16 protein-coding genes are annotated in these 19,268 nt (G+C 68.6%); 9 read left to right on the forward strand and 7 right to left on the reverse strand.

The genetic code is table 11. The features are described from left to right. Positions 1-98: 98 nt before the first annotated feature. The 5 genes from WDZ97_RS02275 to prfB form a co-directional block, all read right to left on the reverse strand. Complete coding sequence (locus tag WDZ97_RS02275) at positions 99-2,888, reverse strand: AAA family ATPase (RefSeq protein ID WP_425761671.1); 2,790 nt, start codon at positions 2,886-2,888, stop codon at positions 99-101. Positions 2,889-2,941: 53 nt separating this feature from the next. After that, a complete protein-coding gene (locus WDZ97_RS02280; RefSeq protein ID WP_425761672.1) occupies positions 2,942-3,640 on the reverse strand; it encodes a hypothetical protein in 699 nt (232 codons plus the stop codon). Positions 3,641-3,656: 16 nt separating this feature from the next. After that, on the reverse strand, positions 3,657-4,943 hold the full coding sequence (locus WDZ97_RS02285; protein ID WP_425761673.1) for a hypothetical protein: 1,287 nt from the start codon (positions 4,941-4,943) through the stop codon (positions 3,657-3,659). Further along, positions 4,940-6,202, reverse strand: coding sequence for a hypothetical protein (locus WDZ97_RS02290; protein ID WP_425761674.1), 1,263 nt, complete (start codon positions 6,200-6,202; stop codon positions 4,940-4,942). The genes WDZ97_RS02285 and WDZ97_RS02290 overlap by 4 nt, the downstream gene beginning before the upstream one ends. 2 nt (positions 6,203-6,204) lie before the next feature. Continuing rightward, positions 6,205-7,309, reverse strand: a protein-coding gene (gene prfB / locus WDZ97_RS02295; RefSeq protein ID WP_304002757.1) for a peptide chain release factor 2 whose coding sequence is annotated in 2 segments (ribosomal slippage) — positions 6,205-7,227 and positions 7,229-7,309 — 1,104 coding nt in all. Because the reading frame shifts where the segments join, the coding sequence is not laid out codon by codon here. A 240-nt stretch (positions 7,310-7,549) separates the two neighbouring features. On the opposite strand from prfB, the gene WDZ97_RS02300 reads away from it, so the two are divergent. The 9 genes from WDZ97_RS02300 to WDZ97_RS02340 all read left to right on the forward strand — a co-directional run bounded on the left by WDZ97_RS02300 (position 7,550) and on the right by WDZ97_RS02340 (position 17,163). Beyond that, complete coding sequence (locus WDZ97_RS02300) at positions 7,550-8,659, forward strand: hypothetical protein (protein ID WP_304002760.1); 1,110 nt, start codon at positions 7,550-7,552, stop codon at positions 8,657-8,659. 142 nt (positions 8,660-8,801) lie between these two features. Beyond that, positions 8,802-9,719: an alpha/beta fold hydrolase gene (locus WDZ97_RS02305; protein ID WP_304002763.1), complete on the forward strand. Its 918-nt coding sequence runs from the start codon at positions 8,802-8,804 to the stop codon at positions 9,717-9,719. A 126-nt stretch (positions 9,720-9,845) separates the two neighbouring features. Continuing rightward, entirely contained in the window at positions 9,846-10,637 is a 792-nt protein-coding gene (epsA, locus tag WDZ97_RS02310) for an XrtB/PEP-CTERM-associated transcriptional regulator EpsA (RefSeq protein ID WP_020165179.1), read from the forward strand. Continuing rightward, positions 10,634-11,440, forward strand: a complete 807-nt coding sequence (locus WDZ97_RS02315; protein ID WP_425761675.1) for an ankyrin repeat domain-containing protein — start codon at positions 10,634-10,636, stop codon at positions 11,438-11,440. Before epsA ends, WDZ97_RS02315 begins: the two co-directional genes overlap by 4 nt. 397 nt (positions 11,441-11,837) lie before the next feature. Further along, a complete protein-coding gene (locus WDZ97_RS02320; protein WP_020165177.1) occupies positions 11,838-13,814 on the forward strand; it encodes a sigma-54-dependent Fis family transcriptional regulator in 1,977 nt (658 codons plus the stop codon). Beyond that, a complete protein-coding gene (locus tag WDZ97_RS02325; protein WP_019917657.1) occupies positions 13,804-14,391 on the forward strand; it encodes a flavoprotein in 588 nt (195 codons plus the stop codon). Before WDZ97_RS02320 ends, WDZ97_RS02325 begins: the two co-directional genes overlap by 11 nt. Positions 14,392-14,429: 38 nt before the next feature. Next, positions 14,430-15,890, forward strand: a complete 1,461-nt coding sequence (locus tag WDZ97_RS02330; protein WP_425761676.1) for a DUF6513 domain-containing protein — start codon at positions 14,430-14,432, stop codon at positions 15,888-15,890. Continuing rightward, the gene (locus tag WDZ97_RS02335; RefSeq protein WP_425761677.1) at positions 15,887-16,450 is read left to right on the forward strand and encodes a DUF447 domain-containing protein; all 564 of its coding nucleotides are present in this window, start codon (positions 15,887-15,889) and stop codon (positions 16,448-16,450) included. The genes WDZ97_RS02330 and WDZ97_RS02335 overlap by 4 nt, the downstream gene beginning before the upstream one ends. Before the next feature lie 5 nt (positions 16,451-16,455). Then, the gene (locus WDZ97_RS02340) at positions 16,456-17,163 is read left to right on the forward strand and encodes a (5-formylfuran-3-yl)methyl phosphate synthase (RefSeq protein WP_425762247.1); all 708 of its coding nucleotides are present in this window, start codon (positions 16,456-16,458) and stop codon (positions 17,161-17,163) included. Between the two features lie 285 nt (positions 17,164-17,448). On the opposite strand, the gene WDZ97_RS02345 is transcribed toward WDZ97_RS02340, so the two are convergent. Together WDZ97_RS02345 and WDZ97_RS02350 are read right to left on the reverse strand one after the other, a co-directional pair. Continuing rightward, positions 17,449-18,828 (reverse strand): sigma-54-dependent transcriptional regulator, encoded by a 1,380-nt coding sequence (locus WDZ97_RS02345; RefSeq protein WP_304007132.1) that lies wholly within the window; start codon positions 18,826-18,828, stop codon positions 17,449-17,451. After that, entirely contained in the window at positions 18,825-19,265 is a 441-nt protein-coding gene (locus WDZ97_RS02350; RefSeq protein WP_304007133.1) for a universal stress protein, read from the reverse strand. The genes WDZ97_RS02345 and WDZ97_RS02350 overlap by 4 nt, the downstream gene beginning before the upstream one ends. Positions 19,266-19,268: the final 3 nt, after the last annotated feature.

The following is a 19,268-nucleotide window of genomic DNA, read 5'->3' on the forward strand; positions in this document are numbered from 1 at the left end:
GCGGCCAAGGCCGCTCCCACAGGGAGTGCGCCCGGTCCACGGCCGGAGCCGGATTTCTGTGGGAGGGGTCTTCTGACCCCGACAGCGGCGGTGGCGCGCTATTTCGCCCGCTTCAGCACGCCGATCGGCGGTGCCCAGCCTTCGCCCGGCGCCTTCTTGCTGGTGACCAGCGTGAGCTGGGCTGGCGCGAATACGTTGGCATTGTGGGTGACCGGTGTGGTGATCAGGTACTGCGCACGGGTGGCACCGAGGAAGCGGCCGACGCGGTCGATGTTGGCGACGTCGAGGTGGGCGAAGGGTTCGTCGATGAACACGAAGCCACCCGGTCGGGTGTCGTCCATCAGCAGCGCGATCAGCAGGATCAGCGACTTCATCACCTGCTGGCCGCCGGACGCTTCGCCGTCGTTGAGGCCGACCGCGCCCTTGCGGTCGAAGTCGAAGCTCACGTCCAGCCCGGCTTGCGCCAGCGACAGGTCGTCGTTGTCGAGATGCGGCGTCGGGCAGTCGACGCCGACGCCGGCCAGGTCGCCGAGCGCGCGCAGGTTCTTCGCATACTGGCGGACGGTGGCGCGCAGCTTGGCGATGTAGGCCGAGCGCGCGTCGTCGGTCAGGCGGCGTGCGGTGGCGCAGTAGCCCTGGCGGGCGGCGTAGTCCTGCTCGCGCTTGGCGAGGTCGTCACGCAGGCGCTCGCGCAAGGTGAGCGCCGACGGGTCGGTGATCCAGTCGCCGCGTGCCAGCAGTTCGCGCAAGCGGCCCAGCTCGCGCCGTGCCGCGCGGGCGTCGCCGTAACGCTCGGCCAGCTGCGCCAGTTCCTGCGGGTCCAGCCAGTGCGCCGGCATGCCGCGGCGGCGCGCGCGCAGCTGCAGCAGGCGGCGCGCCTGCTCGTTGCGGCGCGGTGCCGACTCCTGCGTCAGTTCGCGCAGGCGGCGACCGGTGTCGTCGATTTCGCGGCGGCGGCGGTCGGATTCCACTTCGATGCCGCGCAGGTTCTCGTTCAGCCGTTCGACCTCGCGGCGGGCGGCATCGCGTGCCGCTTCGGCGGCTGCGCTGCGTTCGCGCGCGGCCGGCTGTGCCTGCGCAGCGGCGGCAAATTCGGCGCTGCGTTCGGCCAGCAGCGTGGCCGACTGCAGGCCGAGCAGACGGGCGCGCAGTGCCTTCAGCCGCTCGCGCGCGGCATCGAGCTGAGGACTGAGTTCGCGCCGCTGGTTGTCGAGCGCGGCGATGTCGGCGCCGAGCTGCGCGATGCGCGCCTGGCGCGCCAATTCGCCGAAGTGGAATTCGGCGGGCCGGCCGAGGTGGCGGGCGCCGCGGCGTTCCTTGTGATAGCCGTCGCGTGTGATCCATTCGGCGTCGCGCGGCAGCGTGCGTGCCGCTTCGGCGTTGTCGACGCGCTGCATGCGGTTCAGCAGGTCGCACAGCCAACGTGGCACCGGCGCGGCGAAGCGCACGACTTCGGCCAGCGAACCGGCACGCGGCGCGGCCGCGCTTTCGCGTTCGCCGACGATGAAGTGGCGGAAGCGTGCGCGTTCGCCCAGTGCCCACGCGGTGTGGCGGTCGTCCTCGCGCTCCAGCAGGATGAGGTGGCGGTAGGGCCGCAGCACCGCTTCGAGCGCGGCCTGCCAGGCGGTATCGGTCACCTCGACCACGTCGGACAGCGCGCTGTGCGCGATGCCGGCTTCGTCCAGCCCGGCGCGGAATTCACTCACTTCGCGGTCGCTCGGTGCGCCGCGGCGTTCGCGCGCGGCGCGCAGCGCCTCGGTCTTTTCCTCGAAGCGCAGCACCAGTGCACGCTCGTCGGCGGCCAGCCGGCCGGCGGTCGATTCCGCCTCGGCGTGCTCGGCTTCCAGCGCCAGCGCGTCGGCGCCGTGTTCGCTGGCGACGCGTTCGCGCAGCTTGCGTTCCTCGTCGAGCAGGCGCTCGATATCGCGCAGTGCGTCGTGCGCGGCCAGCTGTTCGGTCTCGGTGGCCTTCTCGGCGGCGCGTGCGGCATCCAGCGCCGACTTCGCGGCGTCGCGCTCGCCCTTCACCGATTCCAGCCGCGCCGACACGGCGTCGTGCTCGACTTTCAGGCGACGCAGGTCTTCGCGTAGCCGCGTCAGTCCGCTGCGTTCGCCCTCGATGTCGCGACTCAGTTCGGCCACTTCCAGCCGCGGCACGATTTCGGCCTCCAGCGCGTGCGCCTCGTCCGAATGCTGCTTCCATTCGAGGTAGTTGTCGGCTTCCATGCGCTTGGCTTCGGCCTGGGTGCGCAGGCGGTCGAGGTCGAGGCCGATGCTCTCCAGTTCGCGCTCGGCGCTCTTCTGCTCCTCGCGCGCGGCCTGGTAGTTGTCCAGCACCTCCTTGTCGCCGAACACGTCGAACACGAGGTCGAGCAGGGCACGCGGCGAGTACTCGCACAGCTTGTCGGTGTCGCCCTGTTCGAGCGACAGCACCTTGGCGATGGCCGGTGTCAGGCCGCCCCAGGCGAGGCGGTTCTGGTAGTCGCGCAGGCCGGCCCAGTCGCTGCCGGCTTCCAGCTGTTCGATCGCCACATTGCCGTCGACGATGGCGTAGTCGCGCGTCCAGTCGCCGCCGGCGCGCTTGATGCGGCAGGCCAGCGTGACTTCGTCGTGGATGCAGGGGAAGAAGGGCCGCTTGCCGGTGCCGCCCGGCACATTGGCGACGACCGCGCGTATCCAGGCGAAGTCGCGGTCGGCGCGGCGGACGTAGCGGCGGAAGTCGCGCTTGCCGGAACAGCGCAGCGCGAACAGCGTGCGCAGCGCGTCGAGCAGCGTGGTCTTGCCGGAGCCGTTGGGGCCGACGATGGTGATGATCTGGGCGTCGAGCGGCAGTGTGAAGCGGCGCCAGAAATCCCAGTGCACCAGTTCGAGTTGCTTGATGTGGAACATGGTCGTGGATCGTCAGCGCGAGTGAAGGGGGCGTCGGAACGGGGTCGGCATCATCATTCTTCGCCGTCCTCGTTGGCCTGCGCGTCCTGCGCCAGTTCGAAGGCGTTGGCCGCGGGCAGGCGATGGCCGGCCTCGGCCAGCACGTCGGCCAGCGTGCCGTGGATGACGCGGTCGGCCAGGATGCGGTAATCGAGCAGCACGTCGAGCAGCGGGCCTTCGAGCACCTGGCCGCCGCGTCGCTCGATGAAGCCGAGGCGGGCCAGCTTGCCCAGTGCGAAGTTGAGCTTGGTCTTGCCGCCGAGGCGGTTGCCGAAGTCGGCCGCCAGCGACGCTTCGGACAGCGCGCCCGATACGGTCTCGCCGTGCTCGACCGGCGTTTCGGCGCCGAACATGTCGTCCTGCCCGTCGTCGTGCAGGCTGCGGCGGTTGACCTGACGCTCGCGCTTGGGCAGCACGATGAGCGCCCAGATCACCATCAGCCAGGCCAGTTCATCGCGCGTCAGACCGACGTTGGACGCCGCGTACTCGCGGCCCTGGCCGAACACCGGTTCGCGCATGTCTTCGGACAAACCGACCGCGATGTGCGCGGCATAGGGGTTGTCGAGCAACTGCAGGCCGACCGTGGCCAGCCGGTTGTCCAGCGCGTGGCGGAAGCTGTCGTCGACCAGTGCGCGCCGCGCCAGCACGTCCGAGCGCGGGATCGAGCGGTGTGCCAGCAGGCGGGCCGTGAGGGTGCGCAGTTCTGTTTCCATCGTCACTCCCGTCGGTTCAGGGTTGGTTCGCCATCCGCGGCGCGACTTCGCCGACCGTGATGGCTGCGACGTTGTCGTCGTCGACTGGCTGGATGTCTTCGCTGAAGCGCACGTCCACCGGCATGCGCAGGAAGTCGGCGATCGGGCCCTCGCCGGCTTCGCGCATGCCGTCGGCGTCGCTGTCGCGCAGCAGCGCCAGCAGCGACATGCGGTAGGACGCCTGGGCGAAGCTGCCGCCGGGCACCACGTCGGCCAGCGACGACGGCGCGCTCAGCCGTTCGATGCGCTGGCCGAACAGTTCGAGCAGGCGCAGGTCTTCCATCTGCGGCGCCGGTGCGACCGGCGCTTCGTCCGGCGCCGGCAGCACGGACGCACCGGCTTCCGGCACCGGTTCGTTGGCAGCGGCCGGCTCCGCGCGGTCCAGCAGTTCGTGGCCGCCGGCCAGCAGCGTGAGGTCGGGGCAGGGCGTCAGCGCGTCGGCGCACAGGCCGGCCAGTGCCGCGGCGTCCAGCCCGCGCAGCCAGCTGGCCACGTCGGACGACGATATGCCGGAGCCGCCCAGCGTCACGCGCTGCGACTCGATCTTGTTCAGCGCGCGCTGGAAGGACGCGTCGACGCGCGCCAGCCGCGACTGCGCCAGACCGATGCGTTGCGCCAGACTGGCGCGCTCGAACGGGATGTCCTCGTCGGCCAGCAGTTCACGCAGCAGCAGCGTGCCGCGGTCCAGCCAGCGCGCGTTGGCGGCGAGCCGGCGGCGCGCCGACAGGATGCGGAATTCGGAACCGGAAGCAATGGCGTCCTCGAAGTGCAGCGTGAGGTCGTTCAGCTTGCCGAGCAGTTGCTGCAGCGCTTCGCCGGTGTCGCCATCGACCGCCTGCAGACCCGCCAGCTGGGCAGTCAGGAAGCCGAGCTCGACGTCCTCGTCGCCCGACAGTTCGAGCAGCATGGTGAGCGCGGCACAGGCGTTGCGGCCGATGTCGGACAGCAGGTACTGGCCGTCGGCGATCAGCAGCAGCGCGTGGTCGCGCAGCCGGCGCAGCACCGTTTCCAGCTTGACCGGGTCGATGAAGGCGAAGCGCGCACGCAGCGCGTCCGGCGACCAGCGCGGCATGTCGGCGGTGCGGCCGATCTCGCCGAGCACCATCACGCGCATCAGCACTTCGGCTTCGGAGCCGTGGAACAGCGTGGTGAAGGCGGCCAGCATCGGGCGCGCGCGCAGCAGGCGGTCCAGTTCGGGCACTTCGTCGGCATCGACGCCGGGGGCGAGGAAGTCGGTGAAAGCGGCGGCGTTGTCGATGCTCACTTGTACAGCTCCAGTGCGGCGATGCGCGCGTCGATGTCGGCCAGCACCGCGTTGTAGGCGGGCGCGCCGACGCCGCCGAAGCGGCGCAGGAACACCGCTTCCGGCATGAACTCGGCGAGGCCGGCGATCGACGGCAGCAGGTCTTCGGTTGCCGGATCGCCGCCAAGGACGCGGCTCACTGCGTCGTCACCGGCGGCGATGCGCTCGCCCAGCCGGGTGCCGGCGCGGTCGGCCAGCAGATCGGTGAAGGAGAAGCCGCTGCCGCTGCGCGCGTCGCGCACCTCCTTCGACAGGCCGATGGCGTTCGCCCACTGCGCGCCGGCGTGGGCGGCAATCAGTGCGGAACCGACGAAGTGCTGCGTCAGGTCCTCACGGCCGTGCAGCGTCAGCACCTGGCGCGGAACCGGTGGCCAGTCGGCGGCGGCCGGCACCAGCATGGCCGGCGAGCGGCCATTCACGTGCAGCGCGAGCGCGAGCAGGGCCGAGCGTTGTTCGGCGACCGTGTCGCCGCCGCGTGTCTGCGCCAGTGCGAACAGTCGCTGCAGCACCGGCGGCAGGCTGTCGGCGTCGCGCGCTGCGCCGCCTTCGCGCAGCGCGAGTACGGCCGTGCGCAATTCGGCGTGATAGGCGGCCAGCCGCTCCGCTTCACCGGCCGGAAGCAGTGCGCGCATGCCCTCGGCGGCCACCTGCCTGCTCAGCGCGTAGTCGATGCGCAGCCCATCGCGCGAGATCCGTGCGCCGTGCACGACCTCGGACAGCAGGGCCGGATCGCCGCCATAGCCAAACTGGCGGAGCAGCCAGGGCAGGGCGGCTGCAAAGGCCTTGCGCGCGATCGGGGCTGGCAGCGACAGGCTGCCGATCTGCAGTCCGTCCAGCCGCGGCTCGCCATCGGCGATGACGATGGGCGCGTCGATATTGAGCCAGAGAGAGCCGGGCAGTGCGGTGGCGGTGCGCAGATTCATCTGTCCGTCGACGCTGACCGCCTGCGCCCGCGTGTCCGGCAGCCGCTTCGCCGCGATCTGCAGCAGGGCCTGCACTTCGTCGGTGGCCAGCACGATGCTGCGGCGCTCGCCGTCGCGCAGCCGGCGCGGGTCGAGTTCGCCCAGCCGCTTGGCGGCGCGCTCGGCCGAGCGGGCGGACATGACCGCCTGCGCGTCGGTGATCGACGGTGCGCTGTCCAGCGCCGCCCACAGTGCGAGCAACAGGGCGGCGACGCTCAGCGCGACGCCGAACACCACGGCGCGCAGCAGGAAACGCACCGTCAGACGCCCTGTTTCAGGCTGGCCTGGATGAAGCCGTCGAGGTCGCCGTCGAGCACGGCCTGCGTGTTGCCGACTTCGTGATTGGTGCGCAGGTCCTTGATGCGGCTCTGGTCCAGCACGTAGGAACGGATCTGATGACCCCAGCCGATGTCGCTCTTGGTGTCTTCCAGCGCCTGCTGTGCCGCCTGGCGCTTGCGCAGTTCGGCTTCGTACAGCCGCGACTTCAGCATCGCCATCGCCTCGGCGCGGTTCTTGTGCTGAGAGCGGTCGTTCTGGCACTGCACGACGATGCCGGTCGGCACGTGCGTGATGCGGATGGCCGAATCGGTCTTGTTGATGTGCTGACCGCCGGCGCCAGAGGCGCGGAAGGTATCGACGCGCAGGTCGGCCGGGTTGATGTCGACCTCGATCGAATCATCGACTTCCGGATAGACGAACACGCTGGAAAAGCTGGTATGGCGGCGCGCACCGGAATCGAAGGGGCTCTTGCGCACCAGCCGGTGGATGCCGGTTTCGGTGCGCAGCGTGCCGTAGGCGTACTCGGCGCTGATTTTCAGCGTCGCACTCTTGATGCCCGCGACTTCGCCCTCGGACTCTTCCAGTACCTCGACGCCGAAACCCTTGCGTTCGCAGTACTTCACGTACATGCGCAGCAGCATCGACGCCCAGTCCTGCGCTTCGGTGCCGCCGGCACCGGCCTGGATTTCGAGGAAGCAGTTGCTCGGGTCCTGCGGGTTGTTGAACATGCGGCGGAATTCGAGGCCGGCGACGTCGGCTTCGATCTTTTCCTTGTCCGCCTCGATGGCGACAACGGTGTCCTCGTCCGCTTCCTCACGGGCGAGTTCGAACAGGTCACGCGTGTCGGCCAGCCGGGCGTCGATCGATTCCAGCGTGCGCACGACCGCTTCCAGTCCGTGCTTTTCCTTGCCCAGTTCCTGCGCGCGCGCGGTGTCGTTCCAGACCGTCGGGTCTTCGAGTGCGCGTTCTACTTCTTCGAGCCGCGATGCCTTGGCATCGTAGTCAAAGATACCTCCGCAGTTCGCCGGCCCGCGATTGCAGGTCGGTCAGGTGATTGGCGATGGCGTTGAGGCGTTCTGCTTCCATGGTAGGTACCGGCCGAATTGCGTAAAACCCGGCATTCTACCGTTGCAGGCGGCCGGGATGTTTTCCCTTGTCCGGATCGGGCGCCTGCGACACCTTGTAAGGGAGGATTTCCCGTGCCGCGCTGGCGGCCGATACAGTGGCCAATTCGCGGAAATCCTGAACCTGATGGCGCATTCCGCTCTCTATACTGCGCGACGCTGCCGGTTCGGCACACGACAAGAAAACGACGGAGGATTCCCCATGAAGCTCAAATCCGCGATGCGCGGCCTGATTCCGGCTGCGCTGTTCTCGATGATGGCAGGCGCCGGTCTGGTGCAGGCAGCCGGTACCGCCTACGTGAGCAACCAGGACGGCGGCATTTCCATCATCGATCTGGCGAAGATGGAAGTCACCGGCGAATACGAGGTGGGCGGCAAGGTGCCGCGCGGCCTGGGCGTCACCGACGACGGCAAGACGCTGGTGGTTGCCGTGCGCGAAACCGGCGACATCGCACTGATCGACACCGCCAGCGGCAAGGTGACCAAGCGCGTCAAGATAGGCAAGAACCCGGAATTCGTGCGGGTGCGCGGCAACATGGCCTTCGTGTCCTTCGAGCCGACGTCGAAGCTGGGCCCGCCGCCCAAGCCGGGCGCGGAAAAGAAGGATGACGACAAGAAGGCTGGCGGCAAGGAAGGCGGCCACGGTCACGACGACGATGACGACGATGACAAGGAACCGGCCAAGGTCGCGGTGATCGACCTGAAGAAGGGCAAGGTGATCCGCAACATCGTTGGCGGTCCGGAAACCGAAGGCATCGAATTCACCGCCGACGGCAAGCGTCTGGTGGTGACCAACGAGGCCGACAACACGCTGACGCTGCACGACATCAAGACCGGCAAGCTGCTGAAGAAGGTCGACGTCGAGAAGCACGGTGCCCGTCCGCGCGGCATCAAGCTGTCGCCGGACGGCAAGACCTTCATCGCGACGCTGGAGTTCGGCAACAACTTCCTGGTGCTCGACGACAAGCTGAACCCGGTCAAGACGGTCGCCACCGGCCAGACGCCCTACGGTGTCGCCTTCGACAGCAAGGGCGAACGCCTGTTTGTCGCCACCGCCCGGGCCAAGGCGCTTGAGGTGTACGACGCGAAGACCTTCGCCAAGATCAAGGACGTTCCGCTGAACGCCGAGCGCTGCTGGCACTTCACCTTCACGCCGGACGAGAAGCAGATCCTCGTGGCCTGCGGCCGTTCGGACGCAGTGGTGATCGTCGATGCGGAGAAGCTCGAAGTCACCGGCAAGATCGAGGACAAGAAGCTGCCCTGGGGCGTCGTCACCTTCCCGCGCGCGATGGGCAGCCTCGACCAGAACTGATCCGCTTCGCTCGTTCGTTGTCCTGGGCCCGCCGCAAGGCGGGTTCTTTTTTTGTACTGCATTGTCCCGAAGCTGAAATACGCCGCGCGCAGACTGCCCCTGTCAATCTTCATGTCATGGTGCCTGCGTGGACGAGCGCAGCATGCTTCTGCCGGATCGGCGGCGACTGGCCTGGGCCGAATACGGTGATCCGTTCGGCTATCCGGTCATCCTGTGCCACGGTGTTCCGGGGTCGCGCCGTCAGGTGCCGCCCTTCGATGCGCTCACCAGCGAGCGGCACGCGCGCCTCATCGTGCCCGACCGAGCCGGCTACGGCCTGTCCGATGGCGCGCCCGGCTGGGGTCTGGCGCAATGGCGGCAGGACGTCGGCGCGCTGGTCGATCACCTGAAGCTGGGCGACTTCGCGGTCGGTGGCGTGTCTGGCGGTGCGCCATTCGCCTGCGCGCTGGTGGCGGAGTTCGGCGAACGGGTGTCCCGACTGGTGCTGGTCAGCGGCGTGGCGCCCGGGTACGGCGCGTCGGCGGATGCGCTCAAACTGCATCCTTTCGAAGCGGTGATGGTCCGCCTCGCGGTGCGCACGCCCCGCCTTGCCAGGCTGCTGATCGAGCCGCTGGCCGTCGTTGCCGCGCTGTGGCCCAGGACCTACCTGTCTGCGATGTGCCGGCTGGTCGGCGAGGCGGACCGCGCCGAACTGGCGCGCGCGGACATCCACGACATGTTCTTCGACGATCTGCCGAGCGCCGCCCGCCAGGGCGCGGCGGCCATCGTCCGCGATCTGGCGATTGCCGCATCCGACTGGCAGCTCACGCTGCAGGACTATCCGGGCACGGTCGAGATCGTGCAGGGCTGTGACGATGCCATCGTGCCGGCCGACTGCGCCAGCCGGCTCGCCTTCCTGTTTCCGCAGGCCAGCGTGCGACTGCTGGCGGGCGAGGGGCACTTCTTCGTATTCAGCCGCTGGAGCGAAATTCTTGCCGCGCTGATGGCCCGGCGCTGGCGACACGAACAGGAGGTGCAGATGCCGCTGAAGCGCGCGCCGGCGCCGTCGTCACCCCGCTGAAACATTCGGCTGCAAGAATCCGGGCCGGTTGTTGCAAAGTGTTGCAACAGCCGGCGCGTCTGTTGCGGCATCGGACAGGCTTCATTCGAACGACGGCCACAAGGCTGCTTCCATCCCGGTTTCTACATGACAGATCCGCTCGCGCAGGATCAGATCGACGTGCAGCTATTGCTGTTTACGATCGAAACCTCGATCCGGGTCGTCAAGCGCTTCCAGTTCTTTCTCTGGGCGCAGGGTTCGCTGCAGACCTTCCTGCCGCACGAAACGCTGCTCTGCGCCTGCGGCGACATCGAACGCGGTGACTATCGCGCCTCGGTGTTCTCGCGCTCGGTGCTGTCACCGGAGTATGAATCCAGGCTGATCGATCCGGCCTCCGGGCTGATGGCGCGCCTGCTCGACGACTGGCGCGCCGGCGCACGCGAGCCCTTGGCCTACGGCGGTGGCGTGCGCGGCCGCAGCGGCGCTGCCGCGCTGCGCACACTCGGGCTGCAGCACGCGTTGGCGCACGGTTGCCGCGAGGCGCGCGGCGAGCAATCGACCTTCTTCGCGCTGCTCGGCATGCCCGATGCACCGACCGATCAGGACGCCCGCCGCATCGAACTGCTGATGCCCAACCTGCATTTGGCGCTGCTGCGCATCACCGAATTCGAGCGGCGCGAGGGCGCCGAGCGCGCGAACGGCCGCTACAGCTCGCCGCTGACGCTGAGCGCGCGCGAACTGCAGGTGCTCGACTGGGTACGCGAGGGTAAGACCAACCATGAGATCGGGCAGATCCTCGACATCAGCCCGCTCACCGTGAAGAACCACATCCAGAAGATCCTGCGCAAGCTCGACGTGACCAATCGCGCGCAGGCCGTGGCGCGGCTGGCGGCGCTGCGCGCGCACGAAGCGGGCCGGGATCTGGCGGGAGAGACATGATGAATACGCGGAAGATCGCAGCCTGCGCGCTGCTGGCATGCGCCGGAGCCGTCGGCGCACAGGAACTGCCGCCGGAGTGGCAGGGCGTGATCGCCGAACCGGCACGCCCGCGCGCGGCGATGCCCACCACACCGATCGAGTACGCCGACATGCGTCGCACTGGCGACGACGCTGGCCCGCGCGACTACCGCAGTGCCGACTACGCGATGCTGTCGGCAGCCCGCCGTGGCGACTGGGCGGCCGTCAACCGGCTGCTCAAGTCCGGCGCCGCCGCCAACGTGCGCGACGTGTGGGGCGACAGCGTGCTGGCGCGTGCCGCCGCTGCCGGCGAGACCGAAACGGTGCGCGCCCTGCTGGCCGCCGGCGCACATGTCGACCGCAAGGGCGCGTCGGGTTTCACGCCGCTTGGTGCCGCCGCGCTGGCCGGCCATCACAAGGTGGTCGCGCTGCTGTTGCGCGCCGGTGCCGACGTTGACGCGAAGAGCGCGAACGGGCACGTGCCGATGATAGATGCGGTGATGCTGGATCGCGCCGAGGTGGTGGCCGAACTGGTGCGCGCGCGTCCGGACTGGCTGGTCTATGAGCGCGAACTGGGCAGGCATGCCCTGTCGCTGGCCGCCTCGCTGGGTCATGTGCGCGTGCTGGACCAGTTGCTCGCTGCCGGCTTCGACCCCAACCTGCCGGACCGGGCCGGCTTCAACGCGCTGTACTGGGCGGTGTTCCGCAAACAGCGCCTGGCGGTGGCCCACCTGCTGGCCTCGGGCGCCGACCCGGGGGCAATGTCGACCGAGATCTACGACTGAACTTTGGGAGCGGCCGTCGCTGTCCGCCGGCTTCAATTCAGGCTGCAGTCGGGGTTAGAGGACCCCTCCCACAGAACCTGACCCTGGCTCCGGCTGCGGGTCGGGCGCCTCCCTTGTGGGAGCGGCCTTGGCCGCGACACGGCTTCGGCTCAGGTCACTGTCGTAAGCCAACTCGCTGCTGAGGCATCACAGCCTGCACATGCGCCGATACCGCTCGCTGCTGCACTTGCCGGCTTGCGGAGCACAGTGCCCGTCTTTCGCGACACCGGCGCGCCAGAACGGGCACAGGTCGCACGCGCCCGCCGCCCGGCCTCGGCTGGCGGGTGTTCCGGCGCGGGTGGTACCATTGAGCGCTTTTTCTCGCGTTCGCCGCTACCGGTTCCCAAGGTTCGAATACATGGTGTCATCCAATCAGGTGGCTGAACACGTCCGTTCGGTGCACGCCATCATCAGCCGCCCGCAGCGCCCGTCCGGCCATGAACTGGTGGCCCGTTCGTGGCTGCGCTGCTTCCATGAACTGGGCCTCGATCCCGCCGCCGAAGACGCGCCGCCGCCGCTGGCGCCGCAGGCCTGGCGCGAGCGCGGTGACAAGCTTGGCGAGGTGATGGACAGCGCCGTGCCGGAGATGCAGACGCTGCACCGCCAGCTCGACGATCCCAATTCCGCGCTGGTGCTGGCCGATGCCGAAGGCGTCATCGTCAGCATCGTGCGCCACCCCGGTTTCGCGCGCGAAGCTTCGCTGCGCGGTCTGGTCGAGGGCGCGCGCTGGAGCGAGGACATCCAGGGCACCAATGGCATCGGCACCGTTCTGGCCGAACGCCACTCGCTGGTCATTTCGCGTGAGGAACACTTCTTCGCCCGCCATACCGACATGGTGTGCGCCGCCGCGCCGATCTACGACGGCGTAGGCGAAGTCGCCGCCGTGCTGGCGGTCTGCTCGCTGGCGCCGGGCGGCGCCCGGGCGCTGCGCGCACTGGTCGAGCGCTCGGCCCGCGTGATCGAGCACCGCGCTTTCCGCGCGCGCCACGCCACCGACTACATCATCCGCTTCCACGCCCACGCCGGTCGCGTGCTGACCGCGGTCGACGGCATGCTGGCGCTGACGCCTGAAGGCGAGGTGATCGAAGCCAACCACACCGCCTTCGAACTGCTGTCGCCCGAAGGCGAGGCGCTGCTCGGGCGTGAAGTGACCGAGTTCTTCGGCCAGTCGTTGCCGGAGCTGCTGTCGCGCACCTTCCGCTCCGGCTTCCATCCGCTGACGCTGTCGATGCCGCAGCACCAGACCTGGCACCTGCTGGCGCAGCAGCCGGCACGCAACCGCGCCCAGGCCGGTACCCGCGGCACCGATTCGGCATCGGCCGCGCAGGCACTGGCCGAGCTCGATCTCGGCGACCTGCGCATGGCCGGCAATGTGCACAGCGCGATGCGCATCCTCGATCGCGACATTCCACTGCTCATTTCCGGCGAAACCGGCACCGGCAAGGAAGTGTTCGCACGCGCTTTCCACGCGTCGAGCCAGCGGGCGCGCGGGCCTTTCGTCGCCATCAACTGCGCGTCGCTGCCGGAAGCCCTGATCGAATCCGAACTGTTCGGCTACAAGCAGGGCGCCTTCACCGGCGCCAATCGCGACGGCCGTCGCGGCAAGGTGCTGCAGGCCGACGGCGGCACGCTCTTCCTCGACGAGATCGGCGACATGCCGCTGCAGCTGCAGGCACGCCTGCTGCGCGTGCTGGAAGAGCGCAAGGTGACGCCGCTGGGTGGCGAGAACGCGGTGCCGGTCGATCTGCAGCTGGTGTGCGCGACGCACCGCGACCTGCGCGCCATGGTGCGCGAAGGCAGCTTCCGCGAGGACCTCTACTACCGGCTGCGCGGCATGGAAGTGACGCTGCCGGCGCTGCGCGACCGCACCGACCGCCGTGCGCTGATCGAGCGCTGCCTGACCGAGGAGAGCGCCGGCCGGCACCCGCCGATACGGCTGGGTCAGGCGGCCATGCAGGTGCTGGACCGCTTCCGCTGGCCGGGCAACATCCGCCAGATGCGCTACGTGCTGCGCACGCTGGTCGCGTTGTGCGACGGCCCGGAAATCACGCTGCGCGACATGCCGCCGGAACTGATGGACGCGCCGGAACCGATGCCCGCCGTCGCACCGGCCGCCCACCCGACCGACACGGCAGGCGAGCCCGTGCATTCGACGCCGAGCAACCTCAATCCGCTGCAGTCGGCCGAGCGCGACGCGCTGCTGTCGGAGCTGCGCCGCCACCGCTGGAACATTGCCGGACTGGCGCGCGAACTCGGCGTCAGCCGCAACACCGTCTACCGGAAGATGAAACGTCTGGACATCGACACCGACACGCAGGCCGGCGATGGCTACTGATCCGCGCCTGAACGACATCCCGGACGAAGCCGAGGTCCTGCCGGATGCGCGCATCGCCTGGGGGCTGACCGGTTCCGGCCACTTCCTGAAGGAGTCGCTGGAGTTCGCCGACACGCTCGACCGCATCGACCTGTTCATGTCGCGTGCCGGCGAGGAAGTGCTGAACATGTATGGCTACCCGCTGGCCGACATGAAGAAGCGTTACCGCATCTTCCGCGACAGCACGGCGAGCGCGGCGCCGGTCGGGCTGTTCTACCAGGGGCAGTACCACACCGTGGTGATCGCCCCGGCGACCTCGAACACGGTGGCCAAGTGCGCGCTCGGCATTTCCGACACGCTGGTCACCAACATCTTCGCCCAGGCCGGCAAGCTGCGCATTCCCATCATCGTCTTTGCCTGCGACAACGAACCGGTGGTGATCACCGAATCGCCGAGCGAATGGGTGACGCTGTACCCGCGCTCGATCGATCTCGAACACACCGGGCGCCTGGCCGGTTTCGAAGGCGTCACCGTGGTGAAGAGCGTCGAGGAACTGCAGAGCGCGCTCAGGCAGAGACTTGCGGCCGTCGGTCGTTGATCGCGCGATCGACGATTCGATGAGCGACGAACTCCGGCATGCCTGAACAAGACGTCCGCGCCGAACGCATCCTCTTCCTGACCGGGCATCTGGCGCTGAAGAGCCTGCAGCGCATCCTCGATGACATGCAGCCGCTGCCTTTCGAGGCGCGCGTGCTCGACGTCGGCATCAACGTGGCCGGGCTGATGACGGCCGAGCTGATCCGCCGCCGCGTGCCGGTGCCGGTCGATGCCGACCGCATCATCGTGCCCGGCCGCTGCCGCGGCGACCTCGACGCGCTGTCGCAGCACTTCGGCATTCCGGTGCAGCGCGGACCGGACGAAGTGAAGGACCTGCCGCAGCACTTCGGCCGCAAGGCGAAGAAGCGCGAACTCACACAGCACGACGTGCTCATCTTCGCCGAAATCGTCGATGCGCCGCAGGTCGACATCGACACCGTGCTCGCCACCGCGCGCCGCTACCGCCGCGACGGCGCCGACGTGATCGATATCGGTTGCCTGCCGGACACCCCCTTCCCGCACATGGAGGACTGCATCCGTGCGCTGAAGGCCGAGGGCTTCCAGGTCAGCATCGATTCGCTCAATACCGACGACCTGCTGCGCGGCGCCTACGCGGGTGCCGACTACCTGCTGAGCCTGAAGAAGAGCACGCTGTGGGTGGCCGACGAGGTCGACGCGATTCCGGTGCTGATTCCGGACACGCCGGGCGATCTCGATTCGCTGCGCGAAGCGGTGGACATCATGACGGCGCGCGGCCTGCCCTTCTACGCCGACCCCATCGTCGAGCCCATACACTTCGGTTTCACCGCGTCCATCGTGCGTTACCACGAACTGCGGCGCAGCCACCCGGACATTCCGGTCATGATGGGCGTGGGCAACCTGACCGAACTGACCGATGCCGATACCAGCGGCATCAACGCGCTGCTGTTCGGCATCATTTCCGAGCTGCGCATCGGTGCCGTGCTGGCGACCGAAGTGAGCCCGCACGCGCGCCGCGCAGTGAAGGAAGCCGACATCGCACGGCGCGTCATGTTCGCCGCGCGCGAGGACAACGCGCTGCCGCGCGACTATTCCGACGACCTGATGACCACGCATCAGCGCCGCCCGTTTCCCGACACACCGCAGGAAATCGCCGAGATCGCCGCCACCGTGCGCGACCCGAACTTCCGCATCCAGGTGAGCGAGCAGGGCATACACATCTACAACCGCGACGGCCTGCAGGTGCATACCGATCCGTTCGCGCTCTACCCCGGGCTGAATGTCGCCGAGGACGGCGCACACGCCTTCTACCTCGGCGTCGAACTGGCGCGCGCGCAGATCGCCTGGCAGCTCGGCCGCCGTTACGCGCAGGACGAAGAACTGCAGTGGGGCGCCGCGGTCGAGAAGAAGGAGCAGGATCTGATGGCGCACTGCGCGCCCGGCACCACGCTGCAGCGCAAGACGAAGCGCAGGCAGACGGACGCGCCGCCGCCGGCCGACGACACACAGGACCAAGCATGATCTGGGAAACCATACTGACCACCGTGGACGTGCAGGGTCGCACCCACATCACGCCGCTGGGCGTGCGCGAGGAACGCGGGCTGACCGTGCTCGCGCCCTTCCGTCCGTCGGGCACGCTGGACAATGTGCTGGCCACGCGCATTGCGGTGGTGAACTACACCGATGACGTACGCGTGTTCGCCGGCGCGCTGACGGGCCGCCGCGACTGGCCGGTGCAGGCGGCCGAGAAGATAGGCTGTGCCCGCCTCGTGAATACGCTGGCTCACCGCGAACTCGAACTGGTCGAGGTCGAGGAGGACGCGGTGCGCCCGCGCCTGTTCTGCCGCACCGTGCACGAGGAAAGCCATGGTGCCTTCCCCGGCTTCAACCGCGCGCGTTCCGCCGTGATCGAGGCGGCCATCCTGGTGAGCCGTCTGCACATGCTGCCGATCGACAAGATCGACGCCGAACTGGCCTACCTCCAGATCGCCATCGACAAGACCGCGGGCCCGGCCGAACTCGAAGCCTGGGGCTGGCTGATCGAACGCATCGCCGCGCACCGCGCCGGAGCGCAGGCGTGATCCGCATGCTGGCCAGCGTGCGCGACCTCGACGAGGCGCGCATCGTGCTCGATGCCGGGGTCGACCTGATAGACCTGAAGCAGCCGGCCGACGGCGCGCTCGGCGCACTGCCGCCAGCGGTGATCCGCGACGTCGTCGCCTTCGTCGGCGGTCGTGCGCTCACCAGCGCCACCGCCGGCAATATCGAACCGGACGCACACGCCGTGCAGGCCGCCATGGCCGACATTGCCGCTACTGGCGTCGATTACGTCAAGGCGGGTCTGTTTCCGGCGACCTGGCAGCAGGGCGGCCGCGACTACGCAGCCGTGCGCGCCTGCCTCGGTGGTCTTGAGCCGTTGACCGGTGCGCGGCGCATCGCGGTCATGTTCGCCGACCTCGCGCCGCCGCTCGAACTGGTCGATGCGGTGGCCGATGCCGGCTTCGACGGCGTCATGGTCGATACCGCACTGAAGACCGGCCACAGTCTGCCCGACGTCGTCGGCAGCGACTGGCTCGCCGCCTTCGTCGAGCGCGCCCGAGCGCGGGGACTGCTGTGCGGGCTGGCGGGTTCGCTGCGGGTGGGCCATATCGCACCGCTGGCGCGACTCGCGCCGGACTATCTCGGTTTCCGCGGCGCGCTGTGCGCGGAGCAGGCGAGGGCGCAGGCGCTGGATGCCCGTGCGGTCGTTGCCGTGCGTCAGGCGTTGGCCGACGCGCAGTGCCTGGCAGCCTGATCGCCTGACCGGCGTTCGCGACCGGTTTGCGCTGTGCTGGATGAGGCCCGGATGTCGGACTCACTCACTGCGTCGCTAAACCTCTAGTGTGGGAGGTCGGCTTTGCACAGGCGACCCGTGTCGCCGGAGCGACGCAGTGCGTCGCTAAACCTCTAGTGTGGGAGGTCGGCCCTGCATGGCCGACCCGTCTCGCAGAGGCGACGCATGCGTCGCCTCTATCCTTTATGTGGGAGGTCGGCTTTGCATAGCCGACCCGTGTCGCCGGAGCGACGCAGTGCGTCGCTTTTATCCGGCGACACCCCACTGCGCGCATTTGCGTTCTATGGTTTTGCGGGATACGCCGAGCTGGCGGGCGGCTTCGGATTTGTTGCCGCCGCAGGCGGCGAGCACGTCGAGGATGTGCTTGCGCTCGACGTCCTCCAGCGCGGCAGCCGGTTCTGCTGAGCGCGGCGGGGTGAGGGTGCCGAAGGCGTCGGTGGGGAAGTAGCCGAGGATGAGGGCGCGTTCGACCAGGTTGCGCAGTTCGCGGATATTGCCCGGCCAGTCGTGGGTCGCCATGCGGGTGATGGTGTCGCGGTCGAGCGGGATGGGCGCCACCCCAAGTCGTGACGACAGCTGGGCCATGAAGTGGGCGACCAGCAGTTTCACGTCCTCGCGCCGCTCGCGCAGCGGCGGGATGGTGATGCGCACGACGTCGAGCCGGTAGAACAGATCCTGGCGGAAGCGGCCGGCACGCACTTCGGTCGCAAGGTCACGGTTGGTCGCGGCGACGACGCGGATATCCACCGGCACTTCGCGCGTGGAACCGACCGGGCGGATCATGCGGTCCTCGAGCACGCGCAGCAGCTTGGTCTGCATCGCCGCCGGCAGTTCGGAAATTTCGTCGAGGAAGAGGGTGCCGCCCTGGGCGTAGAACAGCAGGCCTGGGTTGTTGTCCTGCGCGCCGGTGAAGGCACCCTTCACGTGGCCGAACAGCTCGGATTCGATCAGCTCGGCGCTGATCGCACCGCAATTGACCGGGACGAAGGGGGCGGCCGCGCGCGGACTCATCTGGTGCAGCGCGCGCGCGGCCACTTCCTTGCCGACGCCGGATTCGCCGGTCAGCAATACCGTGCTGGGCATCGCGGCGGCGCGGCGCAGCACGCTGGCCAGTTCGCGTACCGGCTGCGATTCGCCGACCATGCCCTCGACGCCCTCGGTCTGGCGCGCGATCTCACGGCGCAGCACATAGTTCTCGCGCAGCAGGCCGGCGCGGTCGAAACAGCGGTCCACTGCATTCATCATCTGGTCGATGCGGAAGGGCTTGAGGATGAAATCCGAGGCGCCGGCGCGCAGCGCGTTGATCGCGGTTTCGATGTCGGCGAAGGCGGTGATCAGGATGACATCGCACTGCTGACCCTGCTCACGCAGTTCGTTGAGCCATTCGAGGCCACTGCGACCGGGCAGCGAAATGTCGAGGATGATGAGGTCGAAGTGCAGCCGCGCGAACAGCTGCTGCGCGTGCTCGACACTGCCCGCGGTCTCGACCAGGCCGCAGCGCGAGCCGAGCGCGCGGCTGATGAAGCTGCGCATGCCCTCTTCGTCGTCGACGACCAGCACCGAATACTGCTGCCAGTCGCGCTCGCCGTCGCGGGCGGCGGCCGAGGGCGCGCGTGCTGCGTTCATGCCGATGGCTGTACCACGATGAGGATGTTGCACGGCGCTTCCTCGACCAGCGAGGCACCGACCGAGCCCTTCCACCAGCGCTCCAGACGCGAGGCATGGTGGGTGTGGCCGATCACGATCAGGTCGATGCGCAGTTCGTGCGCGAGGCGGCTGATCTCACGCACGGCGTCGCCGGTGACAAGATGACCTTCGGCAGTGACGCCGCGCGCTTTCAGCTGGTCCAGGCCTTCCTTCAGCACGTCGGCGAAACGCTCGTTTTCTTCCTCCTGCGGCACGTCGGCGACGAAGCCTTCAGCGACGAACAGCGTCGCGGCGATCGGCGCGACGGCCAGCAGGTGTATTTCGGCGTGCAGCAGGTCGTTGATGTCGGCGCATTCGAGCAGTGCGCGGCGACCCGATTCGGAACCGTCGTAGGCGAGCAATACCTTGCTGTACATGAA

This window comes from Methyloversatilis sp. MC4-4, assembly GCF_049843555.1.
GTDB classification, from domain to species: domain Bacteria; phylum Pseudomonadota; class Gammaproteobacteria; order Burkholderiales; family Rhodocyclaceae; genus Methyloversatilis; species Methyloversatilis discipulorum_B.